General features: G+C 46.0%; 12 protein-coding genes and 1 tRNA gene. 8 read left to right on the top strand and 5 right to left on the bottom strand.

The annotated features are described in order from the left end of the window. The first annotated feature begins 134 nt into the window (after positions 1-134). Together AC1RNB_RS07810 and AC1RNB_RS07805 are read left to right on the top strand one after the other, a co-directional pair. Positions 135-2,297: an outer membrane protein assembly factor BamB family protein gene (locus tag AC1RNB_RS07810; RefSeq protein WP_493082108.1), complete on the top strand. Its 2,163-nt coding sequence runs from the start codon at positions 135-137 to the stop codon at positions 2,295-2,297. 75 nt (positions 2,298-2,372) lie between these two features. After that, positions 2,373-2,693 carry a Dabb family protein gene (locus AC1RNB_RS07805; protein ID WP_493082107.1) on the top strand — a complete coding sequence of 107 codons (321 nt, stop codon included), beginning with the start codon at positions 2,373-2,375 and terminating at the stop codon, positions 2,691-2,693. Between the two features lie 70 nt (positions 2,694-2,763). Here AC1RNB_RS07805 and bglX read toward each other — a convergent pair whose 3' ends face one another. The 3 genes from bglX to AC1RNB_RS07790 all read right to left on the bottom strand — a co-directional run bounded on the left by bglX (position 2,764) and on the right by AC1RNB_RS07790 (position 8,109). Continuing rightward, positions 2,764-5,037 (bottom strand): beta-glucosidase BglX, encoded by a 2,274-nt coding sequence (gene bglX / locus AC1RNB_RS07800; protein ID WP_493082106.1) that lies wholly within the window; start codon positions 5,035-5,037, stop codon positions 2,764-2,766. 167 nt (positions 5,038-5,204) lie between these two features. Then, entirely contained in the window at positions 5,205-6,134 is a 930-nt protein-coding gene (locus AC1RNB_RS07795) for a sugar phosphate isomerase/epimerase family protein (RefSeq protein WP_493082105.1), read from the bottom strand. A 55-nt stretch (positions 6,135-6,189) separates the two neighbouring features. Next, on the bottom strand, positions 6,190-8,109 hold the full coding sequence (locus AC1RNB_RS07790; RefSeq protein WP_493082104.1) for a glycoside hydrolase family 3 protein: 1,920 nt from the start codon (positions 8,107-8,109) through the stop codon (positions 6,190-6,192). Between the two features lie 87 nt (positions 8,110-8,196). Here AC1RNB_RS07790 and AC1RNB_RS07785 point away from each other — a divergent pair, with 87 nt between their 5' ends. Beyond that, on the top strand, positions 8,197-8,970 hold the full coding sequence (locus tag AC1RNB_RS07785) for an NUDIX hydrolase (RefSeq protein WP_493082103.1): 774 nt from the start codon (positions 8,197-8,199) through the stop codon (positions 8,968-8,970). 388 nt (positions 8,971-9,358) lie between these two features. Further along, on the top strand, positions 9,359-9,862 hold the full coding sequence (locus tag AC1RNB_RS07780) for a GNAT family N-acetyltransferase (protein ID WP_493082102.1): 504 nt from the start codon (positions 9,359-9,361) through the stop codon (positions 9,860-9,862). A gap of 51 nt (positions 9,863-9,913) precedes the next feature. On the opposite strand, the gene AC1RNB_RS07775 is transcribed toward AC1RNB_RS07780, so the two are convergent. Further along, a complete protein-coding gene (locus tag AC1RNB_RS07775; RefSeq protein WP_493082101.1) occupies positions 9,914-11,629 on the bottom strand; it encodes a GMC oxidoreductase in 1,716 nt (571 codons plus the stop codon). Between the two features lie 170 nt (positions 11,630-11,799). Beyond that, entirely contained in the window at positions 11,800-13,512 is a 1,713-nt protein-coding gene (locus AC1RNB_RS07770) for a GMC oxidoreductase (RefSeq protein WP_493082100.1), read from the bottom strand. 184 nt (positions 13,513-13,696) lie between these two features. On the opposite strand from AC1RNB_RS07770, the gene AC1RNB_RS07765 reads away from it, so the two are divergent. The 4 genes from AC1RNB_RS07765 to AC1RNB_RS07750 all read left to right on the top strand — a co-directional run bounded on the left by AC1RNB_RS07765 (position 13,697) and on the right by AC1RNB_RS07750 (position 17,530). Further along, complete coding sequence (locus AC1RNB_RS07765; RefSeq protein WP_493082099.1) at positions 13,697-14,692, top strand: aldo/keto reductase; 996 nt, start codon at positions 13,697-13,699, stop codon at positions 14,690-14,692. 199 nt (positions 14,693-14,891) lie between these two features. Then, a tRNA-Ala gene (locus AC1RNB_RS07760) sits at positions 14,892-14,965 on the top strand. 901 nt (positions 14,966-15,866) lie between these two features. Then, positions 15,867-17,192, top strand: a complete 1,326-nt coding sequence (locus AC1RNB_RS07755) for a sigma-54-dependent transcriptional regulator (RefSeq protein ID WP_493082098.1) — start codon at positions 15,867-15,869, stop codon at positions 17,190-17,192. Positions 17,193-17,452: 260 nt separating this feature from the next. After that, positions 17,453-17,530, top strand: a complete 78-nt coding sequence (locus AC1RNB_RS07750; RefSeq protein WP_493082329.1) for a potassium-transporting ATPase subunit F — start codon at positions 17,453-17,455, stop codon at positions 17,528-17,530. Positions 17,531-17,534: the final 4 nt, after the last annotated feature.

Here is a 17,534-nt window from a genome sequence, read left to right as displayed (position 1 = left end):
TTCTCTGCGATTTCTGTGTTGAGAAATTCGCTTAACAACTGAATCATACAAAGTCATAAGCCTTTTCAACACAGAGGCCGAGTGACAGAGTTTCACAGCGTCTACTTACTGTTCATCTCTCTTAATTCATCTACATGACATACCACCGGCCTTATTGGTTATCCATAACCATCTTATTGGTGATAGTTACTGCCTGTCAGACTACCCCAACCGAATGGCCGGTATACGGGGGCAATAAAGCGGGAACGCATTACTCAACGCTCACAGAAATAGACACCAGCAATGTGGCTCAACTACAGCCCGCCTGGGAATACCATACCGGCGATGCCGGAGAAAGAACACAGATACAGGTGAATCCGATTGTAGTGAATGGTATACTCTATGGCGTATCTCCCAAACTGAAATTATTTGCCCTCGATGCCGCAACCGGAAAACAACAATGGGTATTTGACCCCGTTGACACAGTTACCAGTGTGCAGGGAAAGGGGTATTTTTCGATGAATGTTTGCAGAGGTGTAACCTATTATAGTAAGCAGGGAAAAGAGGCACGCATTTTTTATGCAGCCGGTTCACACCTTTACTGTATTGATGCAGGTACCGGTAAACCCGTGAACAGCTTTGGCACAGATGGGAAACTGGATCTGCACAATGATCTGGAGATGGATGCAAAAGACCTGTACGTGGCTTCTACCACACCCGGTATTATTTATAAAGACCTGATCATTATCGGCACCAGGGTTGACGAAGGAGCCACCGCCGCTCCGGGACATATCCGTGCCTATGATGTGCATAGCGGCCAACTGAAATGGATCTTCCATACCATTCCACAACCGGGCGAAGAAGGATATGATGCATGGGACGATAAAGAAGCCTGGAAACACATGGGCGGAGCCAATGCCTGGTCGGGCTTTAGTATGGATGAAGAAAAAGGAATTGTGTTTGCTCCCATTGGATCGGCTTCCTATGATTTTTATGGAGGCAAAAGAACCGGGCAAAACCTATACGCCAATTCTGTACTGGCACTGGATGCGGCAACCGGTAAACGCATCTGGCATTTTCAAACCGTGCACCATGATCTCTGGGATAGAGACCCGCCCACTGCACCTGTGATGGTGAACCTCAACAAAGACGGGAGAAATATAGACGCCATTGCACAGGTAACCAAATCCGGTTTCATCTTTTTACTCGATCGGAAAACAGGCAAACCTGTCTATCCTATTATTGAAACACCGGTACCAACTGTATCAGATCTTGCAGGCGAAAAACCATGGGCCACGCAACCCATTCCCAGTTTTCCCAAACCTTTTGTCAGACAATTACTCACCGAAAAAGAATTGAATCATATCGTACCCGATTCTTCTTACCAGGATATTAAAAAAAGATGGGCCGCTACCCAACATGATCATTTGTTCAGTCCCCCTTCCAAACAAGGCACGATCATTTTCCCAGGTTTTGATGGCGGTGCAGAATGGGGCGGTCCTGCCTATGATGCTACAACCGGATTGCTCTATGTGAATGCCAGTGAAATGGCCTGGATCTTAACCATGGTAGAGGCGAAAAATAATGGGCAAAACAAAGAGACCAACCTGGAAGCCGGTAAACGATTATATGCCACTACTTGTATGTCCTGCCACGGCGCTGAAAGACAAGGCAGTGGCAACAACCCTACCCTGTTAGGCATACCCGAAAAATATACGGTTGATTCTTTTAAAACACTGCTTAGTACCGGCAGAAGAATGATGCCAGCGTTTACGCAATTGAGCGAAACAGAAAAAGAAGCCCTCAGTTCTTTCATTATGGAGCAGAAAAAGAGCCAGAACAAACCATTTGTACGGCCTGCAAGAGCAGAAGATCCCTATCATAAAATGCCTTACACTTCTACCGGGTATAATAAATTCCTCACCAAAGAAGGTTACCCGGCCATTGATACGCCATGGGGTACTCTACAGGCCATTAACCTGAACACAGGTGCAGTGGAATGGAAAACAACACTGGGTGATTATCCCGAATTAAAAGCCAGGGGCATTCATTCCGGAACAGAAAATTATGGCGGCGCGGCGGTTACGGCCGGCGGATTATTATTCATAGCCGCTACCAGCGATCATACTTTCCGTGCATTCAATAAACGCACCGGTAAATTATTGTGGGAGTACAACCTGCCCGTTTCCGGTTTTGCCACACCAGCTGTGTATGAAAAGAATGGCAAACAGTATGTAGTGATCGCCTGTGGTGGCGGCAAACTGGGCAAACCTTCGGGAGATAGTTATGTAGCATTTGCATTGGAGAATAAAAAATAAACGGGTTAAAAAGGTTTGCTAATTTTATATCCATACAGTTGTAATCCTTTTCCATAACCAAAGAAATTCCCATCTATGTTATCACAAGACCTCTTTATCCACCATGTATACTTCTGGTTGGCGTTTCCTGAAAAACAGGAAGACCATGATGCTTTATTGGCCGGTTTGAAAGCATTGAGCAAAGTGCCGTGTATCCAGCAATTTCATATTGGCATACCCGCTTCTACCAACAGGGATGTAATTGATACCAGTTACCAGTTTTCCTGGCTGGCTATTTTTCCTGATAAAGCGGCACAGGATGCCTACCAAACGGATCCCATCCATTTACAGTTTGTAGACACCTGTAAACATTTATGGAAAGAAGTAAAAGTGCTGGATTCGGTTGGCGCTTATTGAAAAAAAACGTCATTTTGGAGAAACCGTCTCTCACCGGTCTCTCCAAAATGACGTTTCCTGCTTTTATCTACTATTTATTCCAAACTACTTCCGCAGACTTCACATTAGCTGAACTGGTACCCAGATGAATAATGAATTTACCCGGCTCCCATACTTTTTTCAGGTCACTATTAAAGAATTTGAGTTCTTCGGTAGTGATCACAAAACTGACTTCTTTCGATTCACCGGGCTGTAAAGCCAGTTTCTGAAAACCTTTGAGGTCTTTCACAGAACGGCTGATACTAGCCACCGGATCTGTAATATATAACTGTACTACTTCCTCACCGGCATATTTTCCGCTGTTGGTCAACGTAACTGTAGCGGTCAATTTCTCTTCTCCTTTTAAAGATGTCTTACTCAGTTTAACCGGACTATAATCAAACTTTGTATAACTCAATCCATACCCAAATGGATACAGGGGATCATTGGATTCGTCCAGGTAATTGGATTTGAATTTAGCGAAACCGGTTCCATCAAACGGGCGACCTGTATTCTTGTGATTGTAGTAAATCGGAATCTGTCCCACACTGCGTGGAAATGTTGCTGATAATTTTCCGGAAGGATTGTAATTTCCGAATAATACATCGGCCACCGCATTACCGGCTTCTGTACCGGGTGCCCATGCTTCGAGGATAGCAGTGGCATGTTCGTTTTCCCATACCAGGGTTAAGGGTCTTCCGTTGATCAGCACTACTACCAATGGTTTGCCGGTTTTGTGAAGCGCTTTCAACAATGCCTGCTGACTGGCAGGTAAACTGATATCAGCACGACTGGAAGATTCACCAGACATATTGGAAGACTCACCCACCACAGCCACTACCACATCTGCCTTGTTGGCTGCCGCAACCGCTTCATCGATCATTTGCTGAGGAGATCTGGCATCTATCTCTGCTTCTACACCCAATGCATTCACTCTTTTGAGAAACATAGCCGTATCATCCGTAATATTGGCTCCTTTGGCAGTAATGATATTAACACTGTTACCAGCTACATTTTTGATCCCTTCCAATACGCTTACCGATTGTTTCCAGTCGCCGGCTACCACCCAGGTACCCAGCATATTTCTACGGTTATCGGCCAACGGACCAACCAATGCGATCGTACCCGATTTTTTAAGCGGTAACACCTGGTTATCATTCTTTAGCAACACCATGCTATGCGCTGCCATTTTTCTGGCAGCACTTCGGTTTTCAGCGGTCAGAATATCTTTGGCAGGTCTGGCTTCATCAATATACCGGTAAGGATCATCAAAGAGACCTAATTTATATTTGGCTTCCAGAATGCGCAGACAGGCTTTGTCTATATCTGCGAGGGTTACTTTTCCTTCTTTCAGCGATTTGTTCAATGTAGTGAGTAGCCCTTCTCCCACCATATCCATATCCAGTCCGGCTTTTAATGCCAGTGCAGAAACTGTTTGCAGATCACCCAGGCCATGATTCGTCATTTCATTCAGCGAAGTATAATCAGACACCACAAAACCGGTAAAACCCCATTCTTTGCGCAGCAGGTCTGTGAGCAACCATTTATTTCCTGTGGCAGGTATTCCATCGATCACGTTAAAAGAGCTCATGATACTACCCGCACCGGCATCTACAGCCGCTTTGTAAGGTGGCAGGTAATATTCATACATCTGCATACGGCTCATATCCACGGTATTGTATTCGCGACCCGCTTCTGCTGCCCCATATAAGGCAAAGTGTTTTACACAGGCCATCAGTGTATTATTTTTTGTAAGATCAGCGCCCTGGTATCCACGCACCATTGCCTTCGCGATCTGACCGCCCAGATAAGGGTCTTCGCCGGAACCTTCCGAGATCCTTCCCCAACGCGCATCCCGGGCAATATCTACCATGGGTGAGAAAGCCCAGTTCAATCCATCGGCCGTGGCTTCTTTCGCAGCGATGGCAGCAGACTGTTCTATCAGTCCCATATCCCAGGAAGCAGATAATCCCAATGGAATCGGGAAAATAGTTTTATGACCATGTATCACATCCAGTCCAAAGATCATGGGTATACCCAAACGCGAGCCTTTCACCGCCAGGTCCTGCGCCTTACGCACTTTTTCCGGTGAAGTGATCCCGAACAAACCACCCACCTGTCCTTTTTTGATCTTGTTTTCTACATCATTACTCACCACCGATCCGGTAACAGCGGCACCGCCGGGTATGATCAGGTTAAGCTGGCCGATCTTTTCTTCCAGCGTCATTTTGGCCATCAGCGCTTTTGCTTTGGCTGTATAGGTATTTTGTGAGAAACCTGGATAAGCGAGCAACAGGAGAAGCCCGATGCTGAATAATTTTTTCATAACAATGGTTTTGATGTGAAACAGACCAATTCTATTGGTCTGCAGTAGAAGCGTGAATGTAGAAAAAATTAGCTGTATGACAGCTGACGAAAGTCATAAATTAAAAAGACCCGCCATTGCTGACCGGGTCTTTCACTCCAGGGGTATGGAGTCTTGCTTGCGGAATATTATTTCAGGATCGATTGAATATTGCGGTAACTGGTGCCGATGTTCTCAAATGGCTTAGGAGCCCCATCCTGCTCTACAAAGTAATATTGCATACCCGATTCTTTGGCATGGGCAAAAATGCGCTTGAAATCAAAACTGCCCGTTCCCACTTCCAGGATCTTTTCGAAGCCGGCATCCATGTCTTTCACATGCCAGAGATGAAAACGGCCGGGATGCTGTTTGAATAGGGCCACAGGGTCTTTACCAGCTTTTAGTGTCCAGCCCAAGTCCAGTTCCATTTTCACGAGGTTCTTATCTGTCTGCGACAGGATCAGATCATACGGCACCACCCCATCCACGGTTCTGAATTCCGCATCATGATTATGGTATGCAAATAAGAGACCCGCTTTTTTAGCAGCTTCAGCCGATTTGTTCAGTACCTCAATCGAAGATTTGATCTCATCCAGCGAACCAATCGGCGTATTGGCACATACCAGGTATTCTACGCCCCCTTCTGCTGCCTGGTCAACCAGTTCCTGGTAATTATCGCGCAGATTTTTCATGGGCGGGATCACCATCGGTTTTCCATCGGCACCCGCGGGCATTTTGGCACCGGTTGGTAATTTAAAAGGCGCTCCCAATACATGGTGCGAACGCCAATGCATGCCCATGCCGTTCAGGGTGCGGGCAAATTCTTTGGCCGACATGCCATAAAAACCACCTTTTTTACTGAAGGCAGATTCGATCTCGGTATAACCGATATCCGCGATCTTTTTCAGGTTGCCGGGCACATCTTCATCCAGCACCCCGAACAGGGTAAACAACTGGAGACCCACACCGGGCAAAGCATTCTTTTCCAATAAAGCCTTCGCTAACAATTCTTTGTTCAGTAACAGGCCGCCGAGGGTCATGGCCGCGGTATTTCGCAGGAAGTTTCTACGTGTATTCATTTTGCTGGTTTGAGTAACATCGCTTTTTGATACAGCAAGGATGTTGGTAAATGAGTTATTTATAGGTCAGGCCGAATCCGAATTTGTACAAAGGATCTTTTGAATCATAAGGCAGATCTTCTTTCTGCTTGCGAACCGCATCCATCGATGAGGGCAGTTCAAAAGGCAGTTTACCACCGGGCCTGGCTTTACCGAAGATCACATCCATCACCGCTTCATCACTGGCACCAAAATCGGCCAGTACCGCTTTGGCTTTGGCATTGATCTCGGGAAATACAGCCGGACGATCCAGGTAAATATTAACGATGCTCGGAACGATCTGCATGATCTGCAGAATACTATCACGTTCTTTCTGCTTAAAGTCCAGATCGCCATGATGGAACATACGGGCCATGAAATTGGGTGTTTCTACCGGCACCCAGGGGGTTTGTACACGAAGGATAGCAATATCCGCTTCCGAAGCTTTACTTACCACGATACCGTATTTACCCACTACTTTCGGATCCATGTTTCCGGCAAAAATTTTCAGTTTCGGATTAGTGAGTGGCAAAGTATTCCCTTTTACCACAGGCGTATTTTTCAGCAATACCATCGCCCTGCGTTGTGATTCATTTCCTGCTTTGATAAAGTCTGCACGGCCTACCGTTTTCACAGCCTGCTCCACATCCACATAAGGGTTATCAAACAATCCCAATTGAAATTTCTGACGAAGTAACCTCGTAACAGATTCATCGATCCTCGCTTCGGTCAGTTTACCTTCTTTCACCAGTTTGATCACCAGCTCCGGCGAGCTCTCTCCGCCAAACTGGTCAACACCGGCATTCAGTACTTTCAACACGCGTTCTTCCGGTGTTAATTTTTCAACACCCCAGGCGCGGGCAGGCCATACAAAAGAACCCATATTGGCATCGTTGATCAATCCCCAGTCTGTGCAAACCACTCCGTCGTATTTGTATTTTTTCCGCAGCAGGTCTGTGATCATGGCTTTGTTGAAAGAGAAAGCCACATTTTCGTTCGACTGATCAACCGGAATACCATAATAAGGCATGATGGCGGCCGTATTGGCATTGAAGGCGGCTTCAAAAGGGAGCAGGTGATAATTGAAATTCTTACCGGGATAGATCTGTCCTTTCTGAAATTCAAAATGCGGATCCAGGCCTTCTTTCTGCGGACCACCACCCGAAAAATGTTTGGTCATAGCCGCTACACTATTACTGCTTAATGTTGTGCCCTGTAAGCCTTCTACATAAGCTTTGGTCATGCGGGCAGAAAGTTGTGCATCTTCCCCAAAAGTTCCGCTGATACGTGGCCAGCGGGGTTCAGTAGCCAGATCGGCCATAGGATGCAGGGCTTCGCGTATACCAACCGACACATATTCCTGGCGAACGATATCGGCAAATTTTCTGGTGAGTGCCTCATCGCCGATGGCTGCAAGCCCCAATGGTTCGCACCAGAGAGAGAAACCGTTGGCTGCCATGGCAAAAATATTCTGACTGAATGCATTCCTGGGATCAGAAGCAATCGTTACGGGAATGCCGAGCCTGCTTTGTTCCGCATGCTTCTGCACATTGTTGTACCAGGTAGCCAGTGCTTTTACATCAGGCACTTCCCACAGGTTAATATGGTTCATCTTTTTCCCATCCATTAACTGGGTAGCGATGGGAATACGGGCGAAAAATCCGGTACCGGTAAAATCATTCAATGATCCATCAGGTGCAATTTTGGCACCGTTGATGAACAGGGTTCCTGCTTTTTCTTCCAGGGTCATTTGTTGTAACAGGTCTTTTACACGAACCGGGATAGGTTGTTTCACATCTTCATAAGGATCCATTTTCCCATTCTTGTTCAGGTCGCGGAAAGCCGGTGTAGATGCGGCAGATGCGTTACCTGGAAAAGCACGCCAGGAAAGTGTTACAAGCAAAATGGATAAGGCTGCCAGTAATAGCAGTACGGGATTGAGGCGGATGTTTTTCATATCATTGCGTCGTTATGACACAATAATAGGGATTAAACCGGAATATCCCAATCAAAACAGGTAGTTTTCCCTAATTTTAGCCGGTATATGAAACAGGAAACCTCGATCAAAGACACGATACTAAAGGGTGGTAAATTGTTTATGCCCTCATTATCACTGGATTGTGTCATTTTCGGATTTCATGAGAACGAACTGAAAGTACTGCTGCTGAAAATGAAAAGTGCCGATGCCTGGGCACTGCCGGGCGGATTCATCTACAAAGACGAAGATATTGAAGAAGCCGCCACCCGTGTATTGCGCGAAAGAACCGGTATTCAGGATATTTTCCTGCGCCAGTTCCAGGTATTCGGTCATCCCAAAAGAGCCGATAAGAAATTTCACCTGAATATGCTCAAAAAAGATGGCATCAGCGTTGAGAAAGACAACTGGTTATTGCAACGTTTCATCACTGTGGGGTATTATGCGTTGGTAGATTTTGCCGTAGTTATTCCTGAACCCGATCAGAGTTCGGTTGCCTGCGAGTGGCATGACCTGCATACGATCCGGGAACTGTTCATGGATCACAAAGAGATCCTTGACAAAGCTTTGGAAACTCTGCGTTTGCAATTGAATCATGAACCTATCGGCTATAACCTCTTACCAACTAAATTTACCATGCCTGAGATCCAGAAATTATACGAGACCATTCTCGATAAACAACTGGACCGGAGAAATTTTCAGCGTCGCATCCTCTCCTTCGGATTCATCAAACGCCTGAAAGAAACCCGTAAAGGTGGCGCACACAAAGCACCCTATCTCTATTCCTTCGACCTGAAAAAATACAAAAAAGCATTACAGGAAGGATTGCAGGGAGGCTGGTAGATTAGGAGACTGCCAATGGTTACAATAGTTAAAGACATTAACTTTAAATGTGTTGCGCTAATAGGTATTTCAATATTCCTATTGTTAGAAAAATAAAAGTTTCCCATTAGGGGTGCTTGATGAAAAATTACTAGTCAGTCCCTGTGGACGGGCCTTTTTTTGTTCGGTGCCGAGCGAAGGCGAAGGCAGACAAAATGATGCGTAGCATCCCGCTGCAAAGCGGGAGCAGAAGAAAAAGCAGCCCGGGAACAGGGACGGGGCCCAGCGGCCATGAGCGACAAAAAATCCCGAATATCAGGGAGATTTTTATAACTCAACAAGCTAACTTTATATAGAATAACAACCAACGATGCGCTTGTCTGTTTATCACACAAGTTAAAACTGTTGTATGTCTACCTTGTTTTACAGAAACGCCTCTCTGGAAGACCTTGACAGAATCGTAGACATTTATAATTCCACGGTTCATACAAGAATGGTTACGGCCGATACCGAGCCGGTAACACCAGAGAGCCGCCTGCACTGGTTTCACGAGCACAATCCCCAAACAAGACCTTTGTGGATAGTTGAAGATGAGAACAATGATATGGTGGGTTGGGTCAGTTTCCAGTCATTCTACGGCAGACCCGCCTATGCCGCCACGGCAGAAATCAGTCTCTATCTCGATCCCGCCCAAAGAGGCAAGGGCATTGGTAAAAAGATTTTACACCACATCATAGACCAGGCAAAAACACTGGGAATCAACACCCTGCTTGGTTTTATTTTTTCGCACAACGATCCCAGTATGAAACTTTTCAAGGCGATGGGCTTTGAAGAATGGGCCACCCTGCCCAATATTGCCCTACTGGATGGCGTGGAAAGAAGTCTTAAAATTCTGGGAAAGAGAGTGAACTGATCTTTCAAAAAAAATGCCACAGATGCAGTATCTACCCCTGTGGCGGGAATATTATAAACTTCCTTTCTTCAACTCCTCCACAGCAAAATTAGCTGCTCTTGCAGTAAGCGCCATATAGGTAAGTGATGGATTCTGGCAGGCCGAAGATGTCATGGCAGCGCCATCTGTTACAAATACATTTTTAGCGTCCCATACCTGGTTGTTCGCGTTCAGCACAGAAGTTTTGGCATCTCTTCCCATGCGGGCCGTACCCATTTCATGGATGCCGTGACCAATGGCATGCCCGTTATCCCAGGTTCTTACATTGGTAACACCGGATGCTTCAAACATCGCTTTCAGTTCTTCCACAATGGCTTTGCGCATTTTCTTTTCATTGTCTTTCAGTTCACAGTCCATCGACAACACAGGTAATCCCCATTTGTCTTTTTTATTTTTATCGAGGGTGATCTTATTCTCGTGGTAAGGAAGGATTTCTCCAAAACCCGTAGCGCCAATCGACCATCCACCGGGTTCTGTTAACGCATCTTTGAATTCGCCGCCGATATTCAGTTCCGCTACTTCCCTACCCCAGCCAGCTCTACTGGCACCTCCCTGGTAACCAAAACCACGCAGAAAGTCTCGTTTATCATCACCGATATTCGCGAAACGGGGAATATAAAATCCATTAGCCCTTCTGCCGAAATAATATTTGTCTTCATAACCCGTTACCTGGCCCGATGCACCGAGATTATAGTGATGATCCATTACATTATGGCCCAGTTCGCCACTGCTGCTACCCAATCCTTCGGGCCAGATATCGGTGGCGGTATTGAATAGAACCCAGGTAGAGTTTAATGCAGATGCATTCAGAAAAACGATTTTGGAATAATACTCGTAAGTCTGGTTTGTTTCTGCATCTAGTACTTCTACCCCTTTCGCTTTTTGTGTATCCTTATCATAGATCAGTTTGGTAACGATCGAAAAAGGACGAACCGTCAGGTTACCTGTTTTCATCGCCGCAGGCAGCGTAGAAGATTGTGTGCTGAAATAACCACCAAACGGACAACCTTCCCAGCAACGGTTACGGAACTGGCATTGGGTACGGCCCTCAATAGGCGCTGTTAAATTGGCCACCCGCCCAATGAATAAATGACGCGCTCCCTTGTATTGCGCTTTGATACGTGCCGCCACATCTTTCTCTACACAGTTCAGATCCATTGGTGGCAGAAACTGTCCATCCGGCAAATGCGCCAATCCTTCATTGGACCCGCTGATACCCGCAAATTTCTCTACATGATCATACCAGGGAGCAATGTCTTTGTAACGGATGGGCCAGTCAACCCCAACGCCTTCTTTTGCATTGGCTTCAAAATCCAGGTCACTCAGGCGGTAGCTCTGTCTGCCCCACAAAATAGAACGACCACCCAATTGGTAACTGCGCCACCAGGTAAAGGGTTTTACTTCTGTATACGGGGAATCTTCTTCATTCACCCAGGAAGCCATTACCGGTTCGCTGGCCGCCCATCCACGATGGATTACCGGATATTTTTTTCTTTGCTCCGCCGTAGTTCTACCCCTGTGTGTAAATTCCCACGGATCTTTGGGTGCGGTTGAATAGTCTTTGATATGTTCATAATTCCTGCCACGTTCCAGCATCAGTACTTTTAACCCTTTTTCAGTCAACTCCTTGGCGGCCCAGCCACCACTGATACCCGAGCCCACTACAATGGCATCAAACGTATTTTGTGCCCTGGCTTTGTTGTTGAGGTTGGTAGAATCTGCAGACATTTTTTTTTGATTATCGGATTAACGGATGGCGGATTAACGGATTTTATCTTTATTAAATCTCGTTACTTCTATTGTTTGTTTTATATCTTACTTTTCAATTTTCCTTTCCAAACTCCAAACTCCAAACTCCAAACTCCAAACTCCAAACTTTTAATTTCTAATTTCTAATTTTAAATTCTTCCGCCCTTCAACTCCTCCACCGCATGATTCGCTGCCCTTGCCGTGATGGCCATGAACGTGAGGGAAGGATTCTGCGTACTGGTAGAAGTCATGCAGGCACCATCGGTAACAAATACATTTTTACACTGGTGTAACTGGTTCCATGCATTCAGCATCGAGGTTTTGGGATCGCGGCCCATACGCACCCCACCCATTTCGTGGATATCCAGTCCAGGAGCCTGTTTACTGTCTCTTGCATGGATATTGGTACAGCCGGTTTTTTCCAGCATTTCTTTGCCCTGCTCCAGAAAGTCTTTGAGCAGTTTCTCATCATTATCATCATACCCTACAGAAGTAACCAATTGCGGAATACCCCAGGCATCCTGCTGGTCTTTACTTAACCGAACATGGTTCGATTCTTTGGGGATCGTTTCTCCCTGCATCATCATATAGATACCCCAATCGCCGGCCTCGGTCATGGCATCTTTGTACTCGCCGCCAATGCCATCGGCCCAGGCCCTTCCCCTGCTGGCACTGAAATGCACCATGTAACCACGGAGAAAATCCATTTCCTGTTTGTACACGTTGCGGAAATTAGGCATCATCACGGCTGTGGGACGGCGGCCATAATAATATTTATCCTTCGGCCCATCGTATGAAGCGGTTAAAGAGCCGCGGTAATTATGAAAAGCTATGTATTTACCTAGCAAGCCGTTATCATTACCCAGGCCGGTAGGGAAACGATTGGATGTTGAGTTGAGCAGGATGAGATTGGTATTTAAACAAGCCGCATTCACAAAAATGATCTTGGCAAAATATTCTGTGGCTTTATTTGTCTGTGCATCAATTACCCGAACCCCGATGGCTTTTTGTTTTGCCTCGTCGTAAATAATGGAATGTACTACAGAGTCTGTTCGTAGGGTAAGGTTACCTGTTTTTTGCGCCCAGGGTATGGTAGAAGAATTGGAACTGAAATAACCCCCGAACGGGCAACCTCTTTCGCACAAACTTCTTGCCTGGCACTGGGTTCTGCCCTGTTGTATATGAATATCTCTGGGCTGAGTCAGGTGTGCACAACGGCCCTGCACCACATAACGGTCTTTGTACTGTGCCAGGAGCTTCTTCTGCATTTCTTTTTCTACACAATTCATTTCCCAGGCGGGTAAAAAATCACCATCGGGTAAAGTTTCTACCCCGTCTTTGTTTCCACTGATACCTGCAAATCTTTCTACATGTGTGTACCAGGGTGCAAGATCTTCGTAACGGATGGGCCAGTCAACGGCAAAACCATCCCTGCCCGGACCCTCGAAATCATATTTACTCCAGCGCTGTGTTTGCCTTGCCCATAACAAAGATTTACCTCCTACCTGATATCCGCGGATCCAGTCAAAGGGTTTTTCCTGCACATAGGGATGCTCATGGTCTTTGACAAAAAAATGATCGGTGGCTTCACCATAGGCATAACAACGGTTTACCACGGGATCTTTCTGCGCAACAGGCGGTGGCATTTCGCCGCGATGGGGAAACTCCCAGGGATTTTTAGTGGCGGTGGGATAATCTCTAATATGCACCACATCCTTACCTCTTTCAAGCAGTAAGGTTTTTAATCCCTTGTCGCAGAGTTCCTTGGCAGACCAGCCACCACTGATGCCCGATCCCACAACGATGGCATCAAAAGAATTTTGTGTAACACCTTTGGTGTTGAGACGAGGAGTGTCTGACATGGCAAGCGATGTTCAATGAGTGAATGAGTGCATGAGTGGATGAGTGAATGCAATGAACCTTCATTGATCCGCACATGGCTCCTTAAATCTAAAACATTATTGTAATCACTCACACTAACCTATCAGATTATTATTAACTTTTGGTAATTTTATACCATTCTTTAATACAGTTAAATTCAGCAATATGGAATACAGGGAGATCGGACAATCGGGGATACAGGCATCGGCCATCACATTCGGGGCATGGGCCATTGGGGGATGGATGTGGGGCGGGGCGGATAGAAAAGAAGCGTTGGAAGCGATCCTGGCTTCTTATGAATTGGGCGTTACTTCTATAGACACGGCCCCGGCTTACGGGCAGGGACTGAGCGAAGAGATCGTGGGCGATGCGCTGAAAGTATTATCCAGAGATAAGGTACAGGTATTCACCAAATTTGGTTTGCGCTGGGACCTGGCCAAAGGACAGTTCTTTATTGATAGTATCGACAATAATGGCAATCCCATTAAGGTATATCGTTATGCAGGCAAAGAAAGTGTGATCGAAGAATGTGAAAACTGTCTGCGCAGATTAGGAACGGATTATATAGACCTCTTTCAGATTCACTGGTCAGACCCTACCACACCCATTGAAGAAACCATGGAAGCTGTTCTGCAACTGCAGCAGCAGGGAAAGATCCGCGCGGCAGGGGTCTGTAATTACACAGTCGACCAGCTAAAGACCGCTGAAACGGTTTTGTCACTGGCTTCCAGCCAGTCACCATACAGCATGGTGTTCAGGGATATTGAGAAAGAAATTGTTCCTTATTGCATCGAACACAAAAAAGCGGTGATCGCCTACAGTCCTTTGCAACGGGGATTACTGACCGGCAAGATCAAACCCGGCCACCAGTTTAATGAAGGCGATACCCGCGAAGGCAATCGTTTTTACACGGATGAAAATATCAAAAGGATCAATGTTTTTCTCGATGAATTACGCCCGCTTGCAGCTGATAAAAAAGCTTCGCTGGCGCAGCTGGTAATTGCCTGGACCATACGGCAACCCGGCATTACCCTTGCCCTGGTAGGCGCCCGTAATGCCGAACAGGCCACACAAAATGCGAAAACGAGTGAGATCAGTCTGACCAATGAGGAACTAACCCTGATCAACCAAAAATTAGCCGGTTTATCCCTTGTTTTCTAACAATATGCTGGCGCAAATCCGGCAAAATCATTGGCAGAAAATGGCCTACCACCAGCGCCACGGGCCTGTTCACCGTATTTCAGAGAAAAATTTTTGTTGGAAGCCCCCAGCACTTACATTTGCACTCCCATGGGGGGTTAGCTCAGTTGGCTAGAGCGTCCCGCCAACGGCGGGAAGGTCTTTGGTTCAACATATTTATGGGGGGTTAGCTCAGTTGGCTAGAGCGCTTGCATGGCATGCAAGAGGTCGTCGGTTCGACCCCGATACTCTCCACTAAAGTCTCACAGTTTTGTGAGACTTTTTTATTTCCAATATCTCAAGTTCAGCAAGAGCGTCCCGCCAACGGCGGGAAGGTCGTCGGTTCGACCCCGATACACTCCACTTTAAAGGCACTGTAAATCAGTGCTTTTTTTATGTCCACATATACCTGAAAGTGCCGTCACCTCAAAATTGGGTATCAAAAATCTGAAAGGAACTGTAAGTATCAAAAACTACAGGCATCGAATCAGGTTATATTGGAGGTATCTGGATAAATGCTATTCTTGTCTTCTAATTTTACTGGCCAATTTAAGGGGAGCCTACATCCGGACTAAAGTCCCGGATAAAGATTTTTTAGATGATACCTCACCTACTGTGAAGAGCGGGAAAAAGAAAAAAAGAATTTGCCACGCTCTTCAGAGCGTGGATGCGAAGGATAAAAATATGTCTTGTTGGGGCTTTCAGCCCCGGGTAGCAAAATATATAATGTTCCGAACACATTGCATTTTTAAAGCTTTTTCTGTACAAGACACTTCCTTTTTCTTCCTTGTTTTGTTCGTTCTTTCTTCGTCTTTTCTTTACGCTGCGAAAGCTGTAAGCGCGAACAGAAATTGGATAGGAACTGAACCAGAACTGAACCAGAAGGGCATTTGAAGGGCACTTGAAGGGCACTTGAAAGACACGGCAGGATAACTTAGGTGTCTTTCTTATGGCTAAACTGCGAAGACATGGGCACACATTAGCTCTCACAGAAGCCCCTCCGACCTACTGAGTGCTCCTCACTCATTTTTACTTATCGCCGGGGTGGCCGTTTCTTTGAGTGGGCATGATCCGGGTGTTAGCGGCTACTCCCTGGTGATTCGTTGATCCGCTGGCAACCTTGTGTTTATTGGTAATTCCTTAGTTTTGTTTACGTATGCCTGCAACTGTCCTTATAATCGACGATGAAGAACCTTTACGCAAACTACTTTCAAGACTGGTGGGATTGGAAGGGTTTACGGTAGAAGAAGCCGGTACACTGAAAGCTGGGATGCAGGCACTACAGCATAAGGTAGTCGATATCCTCTTATGTGATGTAAAACTTCCGGATGGCAATGGGGTAGAATTTGTGAAAGAAGTGAAGATCCGGTTTCCCTTAACTGAATGTATCCTGCTTACAGCTTATGGTAATATTGCCGATGGCGTACAGGCTATCAAGAACGGTGCTTTTGATTATATCACAAAAGGAAATGATAACGACCGCATTATTCCGCTCTTGCACCAGGCAGCAGACAGGGTACGCACAGCACGGAAAAAAGCTGTTGAAGTTAAAAGTGATAGCGGTTACTGTTTCGAAGAGATCATCGGTGACAGCCCGGCTATCAGGCAGGCAGTTGAACTTGCGAAGAAAGTGGCTTCAACCGATGCCAATGTCTTATTGCTGGGTGAAACCGGTACGGGCAAAGAGGTATTTGCCGGGGCAATCCACGCGGGCAGTAAAAGAAACGGCAAACCATTTGTGGCTATTAACTGTAGCGCTTTTACAAGGGATTTGTTAGAGGGAGAACTGTTCGGCCATAAGGCCGGTGCCTATACGGGTGCCACAAAAGATAAGAGAGGAATCATTCAATTAGCCGACAACGGCACACTTTTTCTGGATGAGATAGGTGAAATGAATATCGAACTGCAGGCAAAGCTGCTGCGTGTGCTGGAAACCCGCGAGTTTATCCGCCTGGGCGATGAAAAAGCAACACGCGTTAATGTCAGAATTATTGCAGCCACCAACCGCAACCTGGAACAAGAAATTGAACAGGGACATTTCAGGGAAGATCTTTTTTACCGGATCAACGGTTTTACCATTTCACTTCCCCGGTTATGCGAGAGAATAGAAGATATCGCTGTTTTAAGCGAGCATTTCCTTCGCAAGTATGCCTCGAAAGAACAACTACCTGTTTTGCATCTACAGAAATCTGCACTCGCATTGTTGAAACAACATGCCTGGAAAGGTAATATCAGGGAACTTAAAAACGTATTGGAGAGAGCGGCCGTTCTTTCTGATGGAACCGAGATAGGACCGGAGCAACTGCCTTTCGATATCCAGCAAAAAAACAAAGCCGTCTCTTTATCGCTTGCCGATGTAGAACAGCAGCATATCCGCAAAGTGCTGGCATATACAAAGGGGAACAAGACCCAAACAGCAGAACTGCTTGGCATCGGACTTACTACCCTTTACCGTAAGATCGAAGAATTCGGCATACACTAACCCTTCCGATATGAAAACGACCCTTCCAAAATGGAAGGGTTTTTCTTATCCGGGGAGGGCCATAAATTAATTGCACTTTCCTGAAACCCTTACCCGGTAAGGGTTTCCCTTATTTTCCATTTTTTGCCGACACCAGGCATCCTTTTGGCTATACCCTGCCAAACAATTCAATATGCTAACACTGATCCTCGTGTTTATTGGCATCATCGCCTTTGCACTCTTTTTCAAATTTATTCAATGGTTCGAAAAAATCTGATACTATGACCTACCTCTTTGCAGTAGCCATCCTGGTCTTTGTGTACCTGTGCTACGTACTTGTTAAACCTGAAAAATTTTAACCCG

Source organism: Sediminibacterium sp. GW821-FHT12F12, from assembly GCF_058806635.1.
The sequence above is the reverse complement of the archived record's forward strand: the minus strand, read 5'-3'. Positions and strand labels throughout refer to the sequence as shown.

Excerpts from the sequence above, each read along its gene's own strand:
- AC1RNB_RS07810 (WP_493082108.1), top strand. The coding sequence starts at position 135 with ATGACATACCACCGGCCTTATTGGTTATCCATAACCATCTTATTGGTG.
- AC1RNB_RS07805 (WP_493082107.1), top strand. The coding sequence starts at position 2,373 with ATGTTATCACAAGACCTCTTTATCCACCATGTATACTTCTGGTTGGCG.
- bglX (WP_493082106.1), bottom strand. The coding sequence starts at position 5,037 with ATGAAAAAATTATTCAGCATCGGGCTTCTCCTGTTGCTCGCTTATCCA.
- AC1RNB_RS07795 (WP_493082105.1), bottom strand. The coding sequence starts at position 6,134 with ATGAATACACGTAGAAACTTCCTGCGAAATACCGCGGCCATGACCCTC.
- AC1RNB_RS07790 (WP_493082104.1), bottom strand. The coding sequence starts at position 8,109 with ATGAAAAACATCCGCCTCAATCCCGTACTGCTATTACTGGCAGCCTTA.
- AC1RNB_RS07785 (WP_493082103.1), top strand. The coding sequence starts at position 8,197 with ATGAAACAGGAAACCTCGATCAAAGACACGATACTAAAGGGTGGTAAA.
- AC1RNB_RS07780 (WP_493082102.1), top strand. The coding sequence starts at position 9,359 with ATGTCTACCTTGTTTTACAGAAACGCCTCTCTGGAAGACCTTGACAGA.
- AC1RNB_RS07775 (WP_493082101.1), bottom strand. The coding sequence starts at position 11,629 with ATGTCTGCAGATTCTACCAACCTCAACAACAAAGCCAGGGCACAAAAT.
- AC1RNB_RS07770 (WP_493082100.1), bottom strand. The coding sequence starts at position 13,512 with ATGTCAGACACTCCTCGTCTCAACACCAAAGGTGTTACACAAAATTCT.
- AC1RNB_RS07765 (WP_493082099.1), top strand. The coding sequence starts at position 13,697 with ATGGAATACAGGGAGATCGGACAATCGGGGATACAGGCATCGGCCATC.
- AC1RNB_RS07755 (WP_493082098.1), top strand. The coding sequence starts at position 15,867 with ATGCCTGCAACTGTCCTTATAATCGACGATGAAGAACCTTTACGCAAA.
- AC1RNB_RS07750 (WP_493082329.1), top strand. The coding sequence starts at position 17,453 with ATGACCTACCTCTTTGCAGTAGCCATCCTGGTCTTTGTGTACCTGTGC.